The sequence below is a fragment of the Streptomyces lancefieldiae genome, from assembly GCF_031845825.1.
GTDB lineage: Bacteria > Actinomycetota > Actinomycetes > Streptomycetales > Streptomycetaceae > Streptomyces > Streptomyces lancefieldiae.
The window spans coordinates 281,085-293,898 of record NZ_JAVRFH010000002.1 but is presented as its reverse complement, the minus strand read 5'-3'; the positions used below and the strand labels follow the sequence as shown (position 1 = coordinate 293,898).

Sequence of the window (12,814 nt, the reverse complement as noted above, 5' to 3'; positions counted from 1 at the left end):
GGAGAGCGTGTCGGCGGGAGCGGTCACTGCCGGTCGACATGGCGCGTCCACCAGTGGTGCTCGCAGAACCAGTGGCCGACCATCGCGCCCCCGAAGACGACGAATCCGACCCCGATCAGCCAGGACTCCACCACGAGCACGATGCCGACCGTGCCGTAACTGATCGCGTTGTCGAGGATGAGCGGTGTGAAGACGAGGAAGGAGAAGCCTCGCAGGCCGACCAGGCCCACCATGGTGGCGATCGCCCCCGGCAGCAGGTCCCGCCAGCGGACCTGGCTGCCCAGCAGGAAGTGCTGACCCCACCAGAAGAACAGCATGCCCGTCGCCGTGGACAGCGCGATCCGCGCCGATCCGTGCAGGGCGGTCCGCGTCTGCACCTCCTGGTAGAGGTAGGCGGTCAGCGCGACCACCCAGGTCAGCTGGCGCCAGACGCGGTGCCACGGGCCGGAGGGCAGCCCCCAGATGCGCTCGTAGCCGTTCTGCACGCTTGCCGCGAAGGACACGCCGAACACGGCGAGCGCGATACCGCCCCACACACTCGTGGTGCCGACCACCTTGGTCGGCGGGCTGATGATGTCGGTGAGCACGCGGGCGGACCGGCCGGACAGCCCCATGCCGTCGGCCAGCCAGGACGCGAAACCCCCGCGCCCCAGGGGATCGGCGGCGGCCACCACGATCAGCAGCGGTGCCAGCGTGACCAGGGCGAGCGTGGCGAACCCCATGGCCCGGTGCATCAGCTCCAGCTGCCGGCCCCGCCGGACGAGGGCGGACGCGGCCAACCGGTCCCACACACGGTGGAACGGCCGCCACAACCGGTTCACGGGCTGCTCCTAGGGGCGTCCTTTCGATGGCTCGCGGATGCGGAGATGAGTGACCCGGCGGCGCCCGGACAAACGTCGCGTCACCCGGTCGCCCGGGGTTCGCCACCGGGAACGGTGTGGGCCGCCACGGCCTTCGCATGGGCCGAACGGCGCGGGGAACCGGCTCCGTGTATCCGTGTAGGCGGGCTGTGCGGGTGAGCGCCGTGTGCCCACCGACCGCCCCCACCGACCGCTCACCGAACGACGTGAGGGAGTACGTGATGACGCCTGCCACCAGCCCGGGCGCGGAGCCACTGGGGGAGTGCACGGTCGACGCGCTCGACGTCCACGCCTTCGAGGTCCCCACCGACGGCCCGGACGGAAGGGAACAGGACGGCACCCTGGAGTGGGACTCCACGACCCTGGTCCTCGTGCGGGTGCACGCCGGCGGCCGGACCGGCCTCGGCTACACCTACGGGGATGTCTCGGTCGCGTCCTTCGTGCACTCGGTGCTGGCGCCGGTGATCACGGGAGGGCCGGTCTCCTCGCCGTCGGCGCTGTGGGAGCGGATGGGCGCGCGGATGCGCAACGCCGGGCGTCCCGGTGTCGGGGCCATGGCGCTGTCCGCCGTCGACGTGGCGCTGTGGGACCTCAAGGCGCGGCTGCTGGGGCTCCCGCTGGTCCACCTCCTCCCGGCCCACCACGACCGGGTACCGGTCTACGGCAGCGGCGGCTTCACCAACTACTCCCTGCACCGCCTCACCGGCCAGCTCTCCGGATGGGTCGAGCAGGGCATCGGGCGCGTGAAGCTGAAGACCTCGCGGGAACCGGAGGCCGACGCGCGGCGCCTGACCGCCGTGCGCCGGGCGGTCGGGGACGCGCCGGAACTGTTCACCGACGCCAACGGAGCGCTCGGCCGCAAGGCGGCCCTGTACTGGGCGCACAGATTCCACGACGAGTGGGACGTGCGCTGGTTCGAGGAGCCCGTCGCCTCCGCCGACCTGGAAGGACTGCGGATGCTGCGCGACCGGGGGCCGGCCCGCCTGGAGATCGCCGCGGGGGAGTACGCCTTCACCACCCAGGACTTCGTCAACCTCGTCGACGGACCCGCCGTCGACTGCCTCCAGGCCGACGTCACCCGGTGCGGCGGCATCACCGGCGTGCTGGAGGTCGCCGGTCTGTCGGCCGCGCACCACCTCGACCTCTCCGCCCACTGCGCCCCGGCGGTGTCCGCCCACGCCTTCTGCGCCGTACGCCGGCTGCGGCACCTGGAGTACTTCCACGACCACGTGCGCGTCGAGAGGCTGCTCTTCGACGGCACCCCGTCGCCCGAGGGCGGCGTCCTGCGCCCCGACACCGGCCGTCCCGGACTCGGACTGGACGTCAAGTGGGCCGACGCGGAACCCTACCGGGTGCACGGGACCCGCCCCTCCTGACCCCCGACCGGGGCAGGAGTCAGGGGTCCGTGCCCTGCTGCTCACGCATGCGCTCGTTGTGCCAGGCGATGGCCGCGCGTATCTGCGGCTCCTGAAGACCGGTCCGGCAGCCGAGCTGATCCATGGAGAGCGCCGGCGGGCCCTTGGTCAGGGCCCGGGTGAGCTTCGCCGCCCACAGCTCCTCCTGGACGAAGGGCCGATCCGCGTAGCCCTTCTTGATCACGTCGAAGTGGTCGTCGCAGCACGCGGTGATGAGCCGCAGCCCGTCGAACCACTCGTTGGTGGCGTGCGCCGCGGACGAGTCCGGTACGTATCCGCTCACGGACTCGTCCTTCGGGAAGACCCTGGCGCACAGGTCGCACAGCTCCATGGGGACCGGCTTCGCGGGCCGCCGGTCCTTCCTGCTCTTGCGCTTCCACATAGTGACTCCCGGGATGCCACGCAGCAGTGTCGACGCCGGTGTGCCGGAACGGGTTCGGCGTCCGGAATGCCGGAGTTACCCGCAGGGCGGGGAGCAAACGCCCCGCGGGTCGAGGGCCCCGGCCCAGGCCGGTGCGTCGCTACGCCAGCCTGACCGGCAGCTCGAACAGGTCGTTCTGCGTGACCACCGGCTTGTTGCGCAGGTCCGACACCGGCACCGCCAGGTCCAGGCGCGGGAAACGGGCGTAGAGTGCGGGGAGCGCCACGCCGGCCTCCAGGCGGGACAGGGCCGCGCCGGGGCACACATGAGGGCCGTGACCGAAGGAGATGTGCCGGTTCTGCGAGGCGCGGGTGATGTCGAACTCGCCCGCCGTCGGACCGTGCGCCCGCTCGTCCCGGCCCAGCGCGCCGTACGACACGATCAGCGCGTCCCCGGCGGGCAGCACCTTGTCGCCGACCGGGACGTCCTCGGTCGCGAAACGGATCAGGACGTGCGAGGTCGGGGTCGAGTAGCGCAGCGTCTCCTCGATCACCGCGGACCAGTCCGCCCGACCGGACAGCACCAGGTCCCGTTGCCCGGGGTGCGCGGCGAGGTTGACCACGGAGTTGACGATCAGCGAGATGGTGGTCTCGTGGCCCGCCGCCACCATGAGCTGGAGCGTGGAGACGATCTCCTCGTCGCTGAGGTGGTCGCCGTCCTCGGAGGCCAGGATCAGCGCGCTGGTCAGGTCGTCGCCGGGCGCGGCACGCTTCGCGGCGACCGTGTCGGCCATGATGCCGGCCAGCTCGGTGAGGGTCGCGACGACCTCCTCGGGCGGCGTCTGCGTCGAGAAGAACTTCTCGAACAGCACCTTCAGCCGCGGCAGCCGCGCCTCCTCGATGCCCATCAGGTCGGCGATGACGTACATCGGCAGGGGGTAGGCGAAGGCCGACTTGAGATCGACCACGCCGCCGTCCGCGGGCAGCTCGTCCAGCAGCCGGTCGGTGAGCTCGGTGATCCGCTTGCGCATGTGCTCCACCCGGCGCACCGTGAGCGCCTGCGCCACGAGCGTGCGCAGCCGGCGGTGCTCGGCGCCGTCCACGGTCAGCATCGAGCGGCCCGGGTTGGCCAGCCCGATCAGCGGCCAGTCCGCGGGGATCTCGCCCCGCCGCCACGCCCCCCACACATTGATGTCCTTGACCAGGCGGGGGTCGGTGAGCAGGGCCTTGGCCTCCGCGTGGTGGGTGACCGCCCAGACGGGCACACCGCCCGGCAGCTCCACGGCGGCCAGGGGTCCGGCCGCGCGCAGCCGGGCGCTCTCGCCGTCCAGGTCGGTGACGAACGGGTCCAGCGGGATCCGCGCTTCTTCGGTGCCGGTCGTCATGCTGACGTGCCTCCCAGGGCAGTGGTCGGGGTGAACCGCACGGGCAACTCGGTCAGCCCCCGCAGCCAGGGCGAGGGGCGACGGGTGAGGGACCCGGCGGGCACGGCCAGGTCGATGTCCGGCAGCCGGTCGAGGACGACCTCGATGCCGGTCCGCGCGATGACCTCGGCGACCTCCTGCGCGGGGAAGGGGCAGCGGTGCTCGCCGTGGCCGAAGGAGAAGTGCGCGTTGTTGCCGCCGGTGAGCGCGGAGCCGTCGGTGCGGACCTGCGGGTCGGAGTTGGCGCCCTGCAGGCCGAGCAGCACCAGGTCGCCGGCGCGGATGTGGCGTCCGCCGAGCCGGGTGTCGCGCAGGGCCCAGCGGCCGGCCACGTTCTGCGTGGGCGTGTCCTCCCACAGCACCTCGTTCATGGCCTCGGCGACGCTGTTGCGGCCACCGAAGAGGGAGGCGGCGAAGCGGTCGTCGGTCAGCATCAGGCGCAGCGAGTTGCCGATCCAGTCCGCCGTCGGCTGGTGGCCCGCGGCCATCATCACCATCAGGTCCTGGGCGACCTCCTCCTCGCTGAAGCCGCTGTCGTCGGCCAGCATCCGGGAGGCGACGTCGTCGGCGGGCGCCGCCTTACGGTCGGCGAGCAGCCGCGCCATCGACGTGGCGAGGTGCGTCTGGCCGGCGATGGCCCGCTCCCTGCCGTCGATCATGTCGTTGAGGGCGGTGACCAGGGCCGGTCCCTGGTCGTCGGGGAAGCCGTACAGGCGGGCCAGCACCCGGACGGGCAGCAGCATGGCGTAGTCGCCGACCAGATCGGCCGCGCCCCTGGCGCAGAGCCGGTCGACGAGTTCGTCGGCGAACCGCTCGGCGTGGCCGCGCAGGACGTGCGCGTCGACGGCCTCCAGCGCGTTGCTGATCATCGCGGCGCGTTCGCGGTGCCTCTCGCCGACCGTGTAGAGGATCGACGGCTGCTTGCGGCCGATCATCGGCAGCAGGGGCCAGTCGTCGGGGATGTTCTCCCACTGGTTCCACAGGTCGGAGTCCCGGCTGAAGAGCACCGGATCGCCGGTCACCTGGTGCAGTTCGCGGTAACCCAGCACCAGCCAGGCCGGGACGTCCCCGTCCAGGAGCACGGGTGTGACGGCACCGTGCTCGCGCCGCATCTGCCGGTACAGCAGCGCGGGTTCGGTCTGGAAGCGGGGGCCGCTGAGCGGTACGGCGTCGGTGGCGTCGGGGCTCACACGAACTCCTGTCGGGGCTGGGCGGCGTGGCCGGCGTAGCGGGCCCGGAGATGCTCGACCAGCGTGATCAGCACCTGCTTGCTGGATGCGCGGGACCGGGCGTCGCAGGTGACCAGCGGCACCCGCGGATCCAGGTCGAGGGCCTCGCGCACGGCCTCGGGCGGGTGCTGGGGCCCGCCGAAGTCGTTGCAGGCGACGATGAACGGCGTGCCGTGGTGCTCCAGGCGGTCGATGGCGTACCAGGAGTCGTCGATGCGGCGGGTGTCGACGAGGACCACCGCGCCGAGCGTGCCGGAGAACAGCCGGTCCCACAGGAACCAGAACCGTTCCTGACCGGGCGCGCCGAACAGGTACAGCACGTTGTGCGCGTCGAGGCTGATGCGGCCGAAGTCGAAGGCCACGGTCGTCGCGGTCTTGCCGCGCACCTCGCTGATGTCGTCGACCGCCTCGCCGGCCTGCGTCATCGTCTCCTCGGTGCTGAGGGGACGGATCTCGCTGACCGAGCGGACCATGGTCGTCTTGCCGACGCCGAACCCGCCCACGACCACGATCTTCAGGCCGTTGTCGGCGGACGCACCCAAGGGGGTGCGGGCATCAGAGGTTGCGGAGTCCAACGAGCACCTGCTCCAGGATGTCGGGATCGGGGACGGCTGCCTTGGGGTGGCGCGCGCTGACGCGGCCCGCGGCGTGCAGGTCGGACAGCAGGATCTTGGTGATGCTCACCGGGAGCCGCAGCTCGGCGGCGATCTCCACCACGGCCGTCGGGGCCCCGGTCATCCTGAGGATCGTCGCGTGCTCGGACTGCATGCCGGGCGTCGGCTCGCACTCGGCGACGACGAGGGTGACCAGGTCGAAGGGGTTGTCGGGGCCCGACCGGCTGCGTCCCTGGGTGACGGTGTACAGGCGGTCGGGTGCGTCGTCCCTGCCGGGGCGGCTCATGACGTGCGGGGCCGCGCGGTCAGGTGCTCGCCGAGCTGCTCGATGAGCTCGCTCATGTTGTGCCCGACGAGTCCCGCGTCGGCGTCCTCGGAGGTGACCAGGGCGAGGTGCGCCCCCTCACCGGCCTCCACGATGAACAGGACGCCGCCGTAGAACTCGGTCATGGCCGAGCGCACCCCGCCGCTGCCGTCGCCGAACTCCACGGAGGCGCCGTGGGACAGCGACTGGATGCCGGCGGCGATCGCGGCGAGCTGGTCGGCCTGGTCGACGGAGAGCTCCGGGGTGCGGCACAGCTTGAGGCCGTCACGGGAGAGGACGAGTGCGTGCCGCGCGCCCGGCGTGCGCTCCAGGAGGCCCTCGATGAGCCAGGTGAGCTTCTCGTCGGCGGTGGTCGAGCCGGTCATGAAGTGGTGTCGCCTTCCGGGTGCGCGTGCGAGTGGGACGGGTGGTCGGGGGCCGTCTCGGCCGGTGCGGGTGCGGCGGGCTCCGCCTGCGGGGCACCGTCCCGCGCGGTGGCGGGGCCGGTGGCCCGTACGGCTTGGCGGAAGCTGCCGAAGCGGGCGGCGCGGGCCTTCGCGTCGTCGGCGGGCGGTGTGGCGCGCGGCTCGGTGGACCGGGTGGCGCGGGCGCGTTCCGCCGCGGCGAGGGTGCGGCCGCGGCGGCGCCGGGGCAGCCCCGTGACCGGATCGGCGGACTCGGCAGCCGCGTCCGGTCCGCGGTCCGCCGACTCGTGGGCGGGCAGCGGCTCGGGATCGACTTCGGTGGACCCGGCCGACCCGGCGGCGAGCGCCGCGGTGGGCCGGGGCGGATCGGCGGGGGCCGAGGGCAGGGGGCTCGCCACCGGACCGTCGGCGGCGGGGCCGCTCAGGATGTCCTGGGGCACGAGCATCAGCACGCCCGTACCGCCCCGCGCGGACGGCCGGAAGGAGACCTTCAGCCCGTACTTGACGGACAGCCTGCCCACCACGGCGAGCCCCAGCCGGGTCCCCGTCAGTCCGCCGAGCCCGGCCAACTCGCCGGACACCGCCTGCTGGGCCCGGCGCAACTGCACCTCGCCCATCACCAGCCCGCTGTCCTCCACGGACACGATGACGCCGGCGGGGACCTCCTCGACGTACACATGCACTTCGGCGGTCGGCGGGGAGAAGTTCGCGGCGTTGTCGAGGAGTTCGGCCAGCGCGTGCATGACGCCCTCGGCGGCGTGCCCCGCGACCGCGGCGTCGCTGGTCGAGTGCACGCGCACCCGCTGATAGCCGGCGATGCGGCCCATGGCGCCGCGCAGAATGGACTCCATGGCGATGGGCCGCGCCCAGCGTCGTCCGGAGCGGGCCCCCGTGAGGACGGCGACGGAGTCGGCGAGCCGGCCCGCCTGCGCGGTGCGGTGGTCGAGGTGGAGCAGGTCGGACAGGACGTCCTCGTCGCTGTGCCGTTCCTCCATCGCACGCAGGTCGGCGAGCATCCCGGTGGCCAGCGCCTGCATCCGGCCGGCCGCGTTGGCGGTCGCGGAGACCGCGGCGGCACGTTCACCGGTCGCCCGGTCGAGCCGTTCCCGCAGCAGGCCGGCCTCCTCGGTGAGCCGGGCGACCTCCTGGGCCCGCTGCTCGGCGAGACGTACCCGCTCCTGCTCGAAGCCGTCCGTGAGCTGCTCCCGCTCGCGGCCGAACTCCGCCGCGAGGCGGGCCCGTTCGCGATCGGCCTCCGCCCGCAGGCGCTCCTGCTCCTGACGCGCCTGCTCGGCCACCCGCACCCGTTCCTGAGCGAGTCCCGCGGCGTCCGCGCGGGCGGCGTCCAGCAGTCGGCGGGTGGCCCGTTCCCCGCGGACGGCGTGCACGGCCACGGTCACGGCCACGCAGAGCAGGAGCGCCGCGGCGCTCGCGCCCAGGGCGAGCGGAAGGCGTACCGAGGACGGCGCCGCGGCGACGGCACCGCCGACGACGAGCGCGGACACCGTCGCGCAGGGCAGGGCCACGACGGTGAGAGCGCGGGGAGCGGTGCGGTCGCGGGGGCGGGCGGGCGCGGTCATCAATCGGGTCCTCGCCAGGCCGCCGGAGCAGCCCTCGTGTCGTCCTTCGGGGCGCGTGTGGGCGGGGAGCAGCCTTCACACGGCACGCAACTGGCGATCACTATACGAGAGTTCACGGTCCAAAGGAGAAGGATCTCGATCAATCTCCGGGCCTGTTCCGCCAGTTCCCCGCCGCCCGCCGCCCGCCCCCTCGCGGGGACGTCTGCGGCCGCCCGCGCCGGCCCGAGGGCCGTGGTGTCAGCCGACGTCCGGCCGGAGCCGGTCGGCGGCTGCGGGCGGCTGGATCCGCATCCCGGGGCGGCGCCGGTGCACGGTCAGATACGTCACCCCGTCCGGGCCGGCCAGCACACCGCGCGTCGAACCGTGGGGCAGCCAGGTCAGGACGCCGGCCCGCAGGGGGCGCTCGCCGTCGGTGCACAGGAGGGCGGCCCCTCCGTCGAGGACGAGCAGCAGGACGTCGAGGTCCGGTTCGGTATGGGTGTCGACCCGCCCCGCCGGGGGGATGCGGACGACGTTGGCGTCGAGCTGCCGCCCCGGTTCCGCGAGCTTCCACAGGGCGCCGGCCGGCGCGTCGGGCCCGTACGACAGGAGCTCCGCGGTGTCGCACAGGACCCGGGGGAGGGCGGGGCCCGCCGCCGGAAAGGGGGAGCCGCTGTCTTCCGCTGCCATCCGGTGTCACCCTCCGCACTGCTCATCCTGTGCCGGCGTACCCCCTGGTGGGCGGCCGACCCGGCCTGGCCCGTCGTGACGTACTCCACAGGGGCACCGCCGTAAGTAAAGGCGAATCTAACATGCGTATTTGATAGCGTCCTGTTCGTGAGGCTGACGAAGTTCACCGACCTGGCACTGCGTTCCGTCATGCGCCTGGCGGTCCTGAGGGAAGGTGACGACCCGCCGGCCACCCGCGAGGTGGCCGAGGTCGTGGGGGTGCCGTACACGCACGCGGCGAAGGCCATCACACGCCTGCAGCACCTCGGCGTGGTGGAGGCGCGGCGCGGCCGCGGTGGCGGGCTGACGCTGACCGACCTGGGCAGGCGCGCCTCGGTGGGCTGGCTGGTGCGCGAGCTCGAGGGTGACGGCGAGGTGGTCGCCTGCGAGGGTGAGTCGCCGTGCCCGCTGCGCGGGGCCTGCCGGCTGCGCGGCGCGCTGCGTGACGCCCAGGAGGCGTTCTACGCCGCGCTCGACCCGCTGACCGTGGCCGACCTCGTCGCCTCGCCGACCGGCCCGGTCCTGATCGGTCTGTCCGACCGCCCCTCCGTGTGACGGACGGGCGGCCGCCCGACGCCGACCTGTGACACAAAACACGAATATCATCTACCAATTAAGGAGTCGCTGTGCTCTCCGAACAGTCCGTCCCCGTGGTCCGGGCCACCCTTCCGGCGGTAGGAGCGGCCATCGGTGACATCACCGAGCTCTTCTACCGGAAGCTGTTCGACGCCCATCCCGAACTGCTGCGGGACCTGTTCAACCGGGGAAACCAGGCCAACGGGGAGCAGCAGCGGGCCCTGGCGGGCTCCATCGCCGCGTTCGCCGGCATGCTGCTGGAGCGGCCCGACGCCCGTCCGGACGCGATGCTGTCCAGGATCGCCCACAAGCACGCCTCCCTCGGCGTCACGTCCGACCAGTACAAGATCGTCCACCGTCATCTGTTCGCCGCGATCGCGGAGGTGCTCGGCGACGCCGTCACCCCCGAGGTCGCCGAGGCCTGGGACGAGGTCTACTGGCTGATGGCCAACGCGCTCGTGGCCGTCGAGACCCGCCTCTACCAGGAGGCGGAGGTCGCCGAGGGAGAGGTCTGGCGCCGCATGGAGGTCGTCGAGCGGCGCGAGGAGAGCCGCGACGCCGTCTCCCTCGTCCTCCGGCCGGCCGACGACCGCCCCGCGAGGCCGTTCCGTCCGGGCCAGTACGTCAGCGTCCAGTCCCGGCTGCCGGACGGCTCCCGGCAGATCCGCCAGTACAGCCTGTCCGCCGCGCCCGGCCGGTCCGACTGGCGCATCACCGTCAAGCGGGTCCAGGGCGAGGGGCAGCCGGACGGCGAGGTCTCGTCCTGGATCCACGCGCACACACGCGTGGGCGACGTGCTCACCGTGTCCGCCCCGTTCGGCGACCTGGCACTGGCGCAGGACGACGGCCCCCTGCTGCTGGCCTCCGCCGGAATCGGCGTCACCCCCATGCTGGCCATGCTGGATCACCTGGCCGCCACCGGCGCCACCCGCCCCGTGACCGTCGTGCACGCCGACCGCACCCCCGCCGACCACGCCCACCGGCAGGAGCAGCTCGACCTGATAGGCGCGCTCCCCGACGCCCGGCTCCACCTGTGGTACGAGGAGCCCGGCGACGGCGCACCGGAGGCGTCGACCGGCCGCGCCGACATCGGCGGCCTCGAACTGCCCGAGGGGCTCACGGTCTACCTGTGCGGCCCGGTGCCCTTCATGCGCGCCGTCCGCGGCGACCTGCTGCGCCGCGGCGTGCCCGCGGAAGCCATCCACTACGAGGTCTTCGGCCCCGACCTCTGGCTCGGACAGCGGTAGCGGTCGACGGTCACGCGCCGTGTGACACGAGCGCGTGACCGCCGGGTTTCCGTACGGACGTTAGACCGCCGCGGTGAACGCCGTGGTGATGGCGGTGTCGACGCGGGCGTGTACGACCAGGCGCGGCCCGGAGGTGTCGGCGTTGTTCTGCAGCAGCCGCCGGACGGGCGCGCTGTGGGTGACCACGGACATCAGGACGCCGAGCCGACCGCACCACTGGTGGGCCCGGAGCACGGCGCTGACCGCGGCATGGCCGCCGGCCCGCTCGGTGAGGACGATGACGACGGGGGTCGGCTGATGGGCGTCGACCAGGTTGGTGATGCGCGTGGTCAGTGTGGCCCGCCCGTCGATTCCCGGGTCCTGGTCCACGGTGATGACCAGGACCCCATGCTCCAGGGTGTGGGACAGCATTGCGGCCTCCGATCCGACGCCTGGTGGCGAAGTTGTGTTCAGTGAAAGGCTCCTGGGTCGGGACCGCAATGCGCCGGTGTCGTTCCGGGGAAGTCCGGGGAAGTCCGGGACGGATCCGCAGAGCACCGGCACTGAGTACGATCATCCGGTCCGTCCCTGACCCCCGCGAGGAGCCCGACCGGTGCCCGCCCTCCTGCCACCGCCCCGTACCGGGTCCGGCTTGCTGAACCCGGAGCGCCTGACGCGGAGGGAGGACGGCGAACGGCTGCACGCCCTGCTGTGGCGCCCGGGCCCGGGCTGGCGGATGGCCAGCAGCGCCGTGCTGGGCGGCGGGATCGCCGAGCGCGCCTGGGTGCTCAACGCCCAGGTGGCCCACGGTTACCGCCGCACCGACCCCGCGCGGCACCTGGCCGACCTGGCCCTCGCCGCCGGTGCCCGGGGTCCGGGCGTCGGCCTGATGACGGCCGCGGACGTCTCCGTCCCCGGCCGTGCGCGGGACGGCGGCGCGGAAGCCGTGGTGACCGCCGGTGTCTCGGTACGCGGGTGGGCGGCCTCACCCGGGGAAGGCGCCCCGGGGGCCGCCGCACCGGGCACGATCAACATCGTCGCCGCGCTGCCGGTCACCCTGGACGACGCCGCCCTGGTCAACGCGGTGATGACGGCGACCGAGGCCAAGGTGCAGGCCCTGCTGGAGTCGGGCCTCGACTGCTCCGGCACTCCCACGGACGCCGTGTGCGTCGCCGTCCGCGCCCCGGGGACCGGCGCGGAGCCCCACTCCTTCGCCGGCCCCCGTTCCGAGTGGGGAGCCCGGCTGGCCCGGGCCGTCCACCGCGCCGTACTCGCCGCTCTGCCCGAGCACGCGAAGGCGGCCCGGAGCACGCGTCCCCGGTCCTGACCGGCTGCCCAGGCGTCCGCTCAGGTGCTCAGCGCTGGGAGGACTTCTGCAGCGCCTTGTCGAGGGCGGCCTTGAAGCCGTAGGCCCACAGTTGGTTCACCCGGCTGCGCTCGTTGGCGTTCGGGTAGGCGTTGGTGCAGGACGGGCCGGGGCCGCCGCCGGACATCAGCTCGCTGCACGGGCCGGAGTAGTGGTCGGGCAGACCGAGCACGTGCCCGGTCTCGTGGGCGGTCACGCGGGTCGAGTCGTACTGCTGGTTCTGCCGGTAGTCGAGGAAGATGTAGCCGCTGCCGTGCCCGTCCGTGGAGGCGTACGAGCCGCGTGAGTCGTTGCCCTCGTAGTACGCGAAGTCGGCGCCGGAGCTTGACTCCTGGAGACGCACGTTGGCCACGGAGCTGTTCCAGATCGAGGTGCTGCGGGATATCTGCGAGCGGAAGCTGGGCGCGTTGGTGGTGCTGTAGTAGACGGTGACGGCGGCCGTCGAGGTCGGGGCGGCGGCGCGCTTCTCGGCGACGGACTTGATGACCGCCTCGAAGAACGCCCGGTTGTTCAGGGCCTCTTCACCGGTGCCGGCCGACGGCTCGTAGCCGACGGTGGCCGCCCGGGCCGGAGCCTGCGGCGCGGTGGCCGTCGCGGCCGGTCCGGTGCCGAGCACGGCCGCCGTCAGGCCGAGTCCGACCGCGGTGGACAGCAGGGGAAGACTGATGCGCATCGATGACTCCTTGTGTGGGGGAGTGGGGTGAGAAGTCGTCACCGGTGAGTGTGG

Annotated in this window: 15 protein-coding genes; 4 read left to right on the top strand and 11 right to left on the bottom strand. The window is 73.1% G+C overall.

Annotated features, from left to right (window positions below):
* Positions 1-23: 23 nt before the first annotated feature.
* A complete protein-coding gene (locus RM812_RS03370; RefSeq protein WP_311570859.1) occupies positions 24-821 on the bottom strand; it encodes a ribonuclease BN in 798 nt (265 codons plus the stop codon).
* 260 nt (positions 822-1,081) lie between these two features.
* Between RM812_RS03370 and RM812_RS03365 the strand changes: the two genes are divergently transcribed.
* Complete coding sequence (locus RM812_RS03365; protein ID WP_311570858.1) at positions 1,082-2,236, top strand: enolase C-terminal domain-like protein; 1,155 nt, start codon at positions 1,082-1,084, stop codon at positions 2,234-2,236.
* 19 nt (positions 2,237-2,255) lie between these two features.
* Here RM812_RS03365 and RM812_RS03360 read toward each other — a convergent pair whose 3' ends face one another.
* The 8 genes from RM812_RS03360 to RM812_RS03325 form a co-directional block, all read right to left on the bottom strand.
* Positions 2,256-2,657 carry a hypothetical protein gene (locus tag RM812_RS03360; RefSeq protein ID WP_311570857.1) on the bottom strand — a complete coding sequence of 134 codons (402 nt, stop codon included), beginning with the start codon at positions 2,655-2,657 and terminating at the stop codon, positions 2,256-2,258.
* A gap of 139 nt (positions 2,658-2,796) precedes the next feature.
* The gene (locus tag RM812_RS03355; protein ID WP_311570856.1) at positions 2,797-4,020 is read right to left on the bottom strand and encodes a cytochrome P450 family protein; all 1,224 of its coding nucleotides are present in this window, start codon (positions 4,018-4,020) and stop codon (positions 2,797-2,799) included.
* Positions 4,017-5,249 (bottom strand): cytochrome P450, encoded by a 1,233-nt coding sequence (locus tag RM812_RS03350; protein WP_311570855.1) that lies wholly within the window; start codon positions 5,247-5,249, stop codon positions 4,017-4,019. The genes RM812_RS03355 and RM812_RS03350 overlap by 4 nt, the downstream gene beginning before the upstream one ends.
* Positions 5,246-5,863, bottom strand: coding sequence for a GTP-binding protein (locus tag RM812_RS03345; protein ID WP_311570854.1), 618 nt, complete (start codon positions 5,861-5,863; stop codon positions 5,246-5,248). The genes RM812_RS03350 and RM812_RS03345 overlap by 4 nt, the downstream gene beginning before the upstream one ends.
* The gene (locus tag RM812_RS03340) at positions 5,844-6,188 is read right to left on the bottom strand and encodes a DUF742 domain-containing protein (RefSeq protein WP_311570853.1); all 345 of its coding nucleotides are present in this window, start codon (positions 6,186-6,188) and stop codon (positions 5,844-5,846) included. The genes RM812_RS03345 and RM812_RS03340 overlap by 20 nt, the downstream gene beginning before the upstream one ends.
* Positions 6,185-6,592 carry a roadblock/LC7 domain-containing protein gene (locus RM812_RS03335; protein ID WP_311570852.1) on the bottom strand — a complete coding sequence of 136 codons (408 nt, stop codon included), beginning with the start codon at positions 6,590-6,592 and terminating at the stop codon, positions 6,185-6,187. The genes RM812_RS03340 and RM812_RS03335 overlap by 4 nt, the downstream gene beginning before the upstream one ends.
* Positions 6,589-8,211, bottom strand: a complete 1,623-nt coding sequence (locus tag RM812_RS03330) for a sensor histidine kinase (protein WP_311570851.1) — start codon at positions 8,209-8,211, stop codon at positions 6,589-6,591. The genes RM812_RS03335 and RM812_RS03330 overlap by 4 nt, the downstream gene beginning before the upstream one ends.
* 237 nt (positions 8,212-8,448) lie before the next feature.
* Positions 8,449-8,880: a hypothetical protein gene (locus tag RM812_RS03325; RefSeq protein ID WP_311570850.1), complete on the bottom strand. Its 432-nt coding sequence runs from the start codon at positions 8,878-8,880 to the stop codon at positions 8,449-8,451.
* Positions 8,881-9,027: 147 nt separating this feature from the next.
* Here RM812_RS03325 and nsrR point away from each other — a divergent pair, with 147 nt between their 5' ends.
* Positions 9,028-9,474, top strand: a complete 447-nt coding sequence (gene nsrR, locus RM812_RS03320; RefSeq protein WP_311570849.1) for a nitric oxide-sensing transcriptional repressor NsrR — start codon at positions 9,028-9,030, stop codon at positions 9,472-9,474.
* 71 nt (positions 9,475-9,545) lie between these two features.
* On the top strand, positions 9,546-10,742 hold the full coding sequence (locus RM812_RS03315; protein ID WP_311570848.1) for a globin domain-containing protein: 1,197 nt from the start codon (positions 9,546-9,548) through the stop codon (positions 10,740-10,742).
* Positions 10,743-10,802: 60 nt separating this feature from the next.
* Here the strand turns inward: RM812_RS03315 and RM812_RS03310 are convergent, their stop codons facing one another.
* On the bottom strand, positions 10,803-11,153 hold the full coding sequence (locus RM812_RS03310; protein ID WP_311570847.1) for a hypothetical protein: 351 nt from the start codon (positions 11,151-11,153) through the stop codon (positions 10,803-10,805).
* 181 nt (positions 11,154-11,334) lie between these two features.
* On the opposite strand from RM812_RS03310, the gene RM812_RS03305 reads away from it, so the two are divergent.
* Positions 11,335-12,048, top strand: coding sequence for an adenosylcobinamide amidohydrolase (locus tag RM812_RS03305; protein ID WP_311570846.1), 714 nt, complete (start codon positions 11,335-11,337; stop codon positions 12,046-12,048).
* Between the two features lie 28 nt (positions 12,049-12,076).
* Here RM812_RS03305 and snpA read toward each other — a convergent pair whose 3' ends face one another.
* Entirely contained in the window at positions 12,077-12,760 is a 684-nt protein-coding gene (gene snpA / locus RM812_RS03300) for a snapalysin (RefSeq protein ID WP_311570845.1), read from the bottom strand.
* Positions 12,761-12,814: the final 54 nt, after the last annotated feature.

What these genes read in the sequence shown, in the direction of transcription:
- RM812_RS03330 (WP_311570851.1), bottom strand. Translation starts at nt 8,211, where the DNA reads ATGACCGCGCCCGCCCGCCCCCGCGACCGCACCGCTCCCCGCGCTCTC.
- RM812_RS03310 (WP_311570847.1), bottom strand. Translation starts at nt 11,153, where the DNA reads ATGCTGTCCCACACCCTGGAGCATGGGGTCCTGGTCATCACCGTGGAC.
- RM812_RS03325 (WP_311570850.1), bottom strand. Translation starts at nt 8,880, where the DNA reads ATGGCAGCGGAAGACAGCGGCTCCCCCTTTCCGGCGGCGGGCCCCGCC.
- RM812_RS03335 (WP_311570852.1), bottom strand. Translation starts at nt 6,592, where the DNA reads ATGACCGGCTCGACCACCGCCGACGAGAAGCTCACCTGGCTCATCGAG.
- snpA (WP_311570845.1), bottom strand. Translation starts at nt 12,760, where the DNA reads ATGCGCATCAGTCTTCCCCTGCTGTCCACCGCGGTCGGACTCGGCCTG.
- RM812_RS03340 (WP_311570853.1), bottom strand. Translation starts at nt 6,188, where the DNA reads ATGAGCCGCCCCGGCAGGGACGACGCACCCGACCGCCTGTACACCGTC.
- RM812_RS03355 (WP_311570856.1), bottom strand. Translation starts at nt 4,020, where the DNA reads ATGACGACCGGCACCGAAGAAGCGCGGATCCCGCTGGACCCGTTCGTC.
- RM812_RS03365 (WP_311570858.1), top strand. Translation starts at nt 1,082, where the DNA reads ATGACGCCTGCCACCAGCCCGGGCGCGGAGCCACTGGGGGAGTGCACG.
- RM812_RS03360 (WP_311570857.1), bottom strand. Translation starts at nt 2,657, where the DNA reads ATGTGGAAGCGCAAGAGCAGGAAGGACCGGCGGCCCGCGAAGCCGGTC.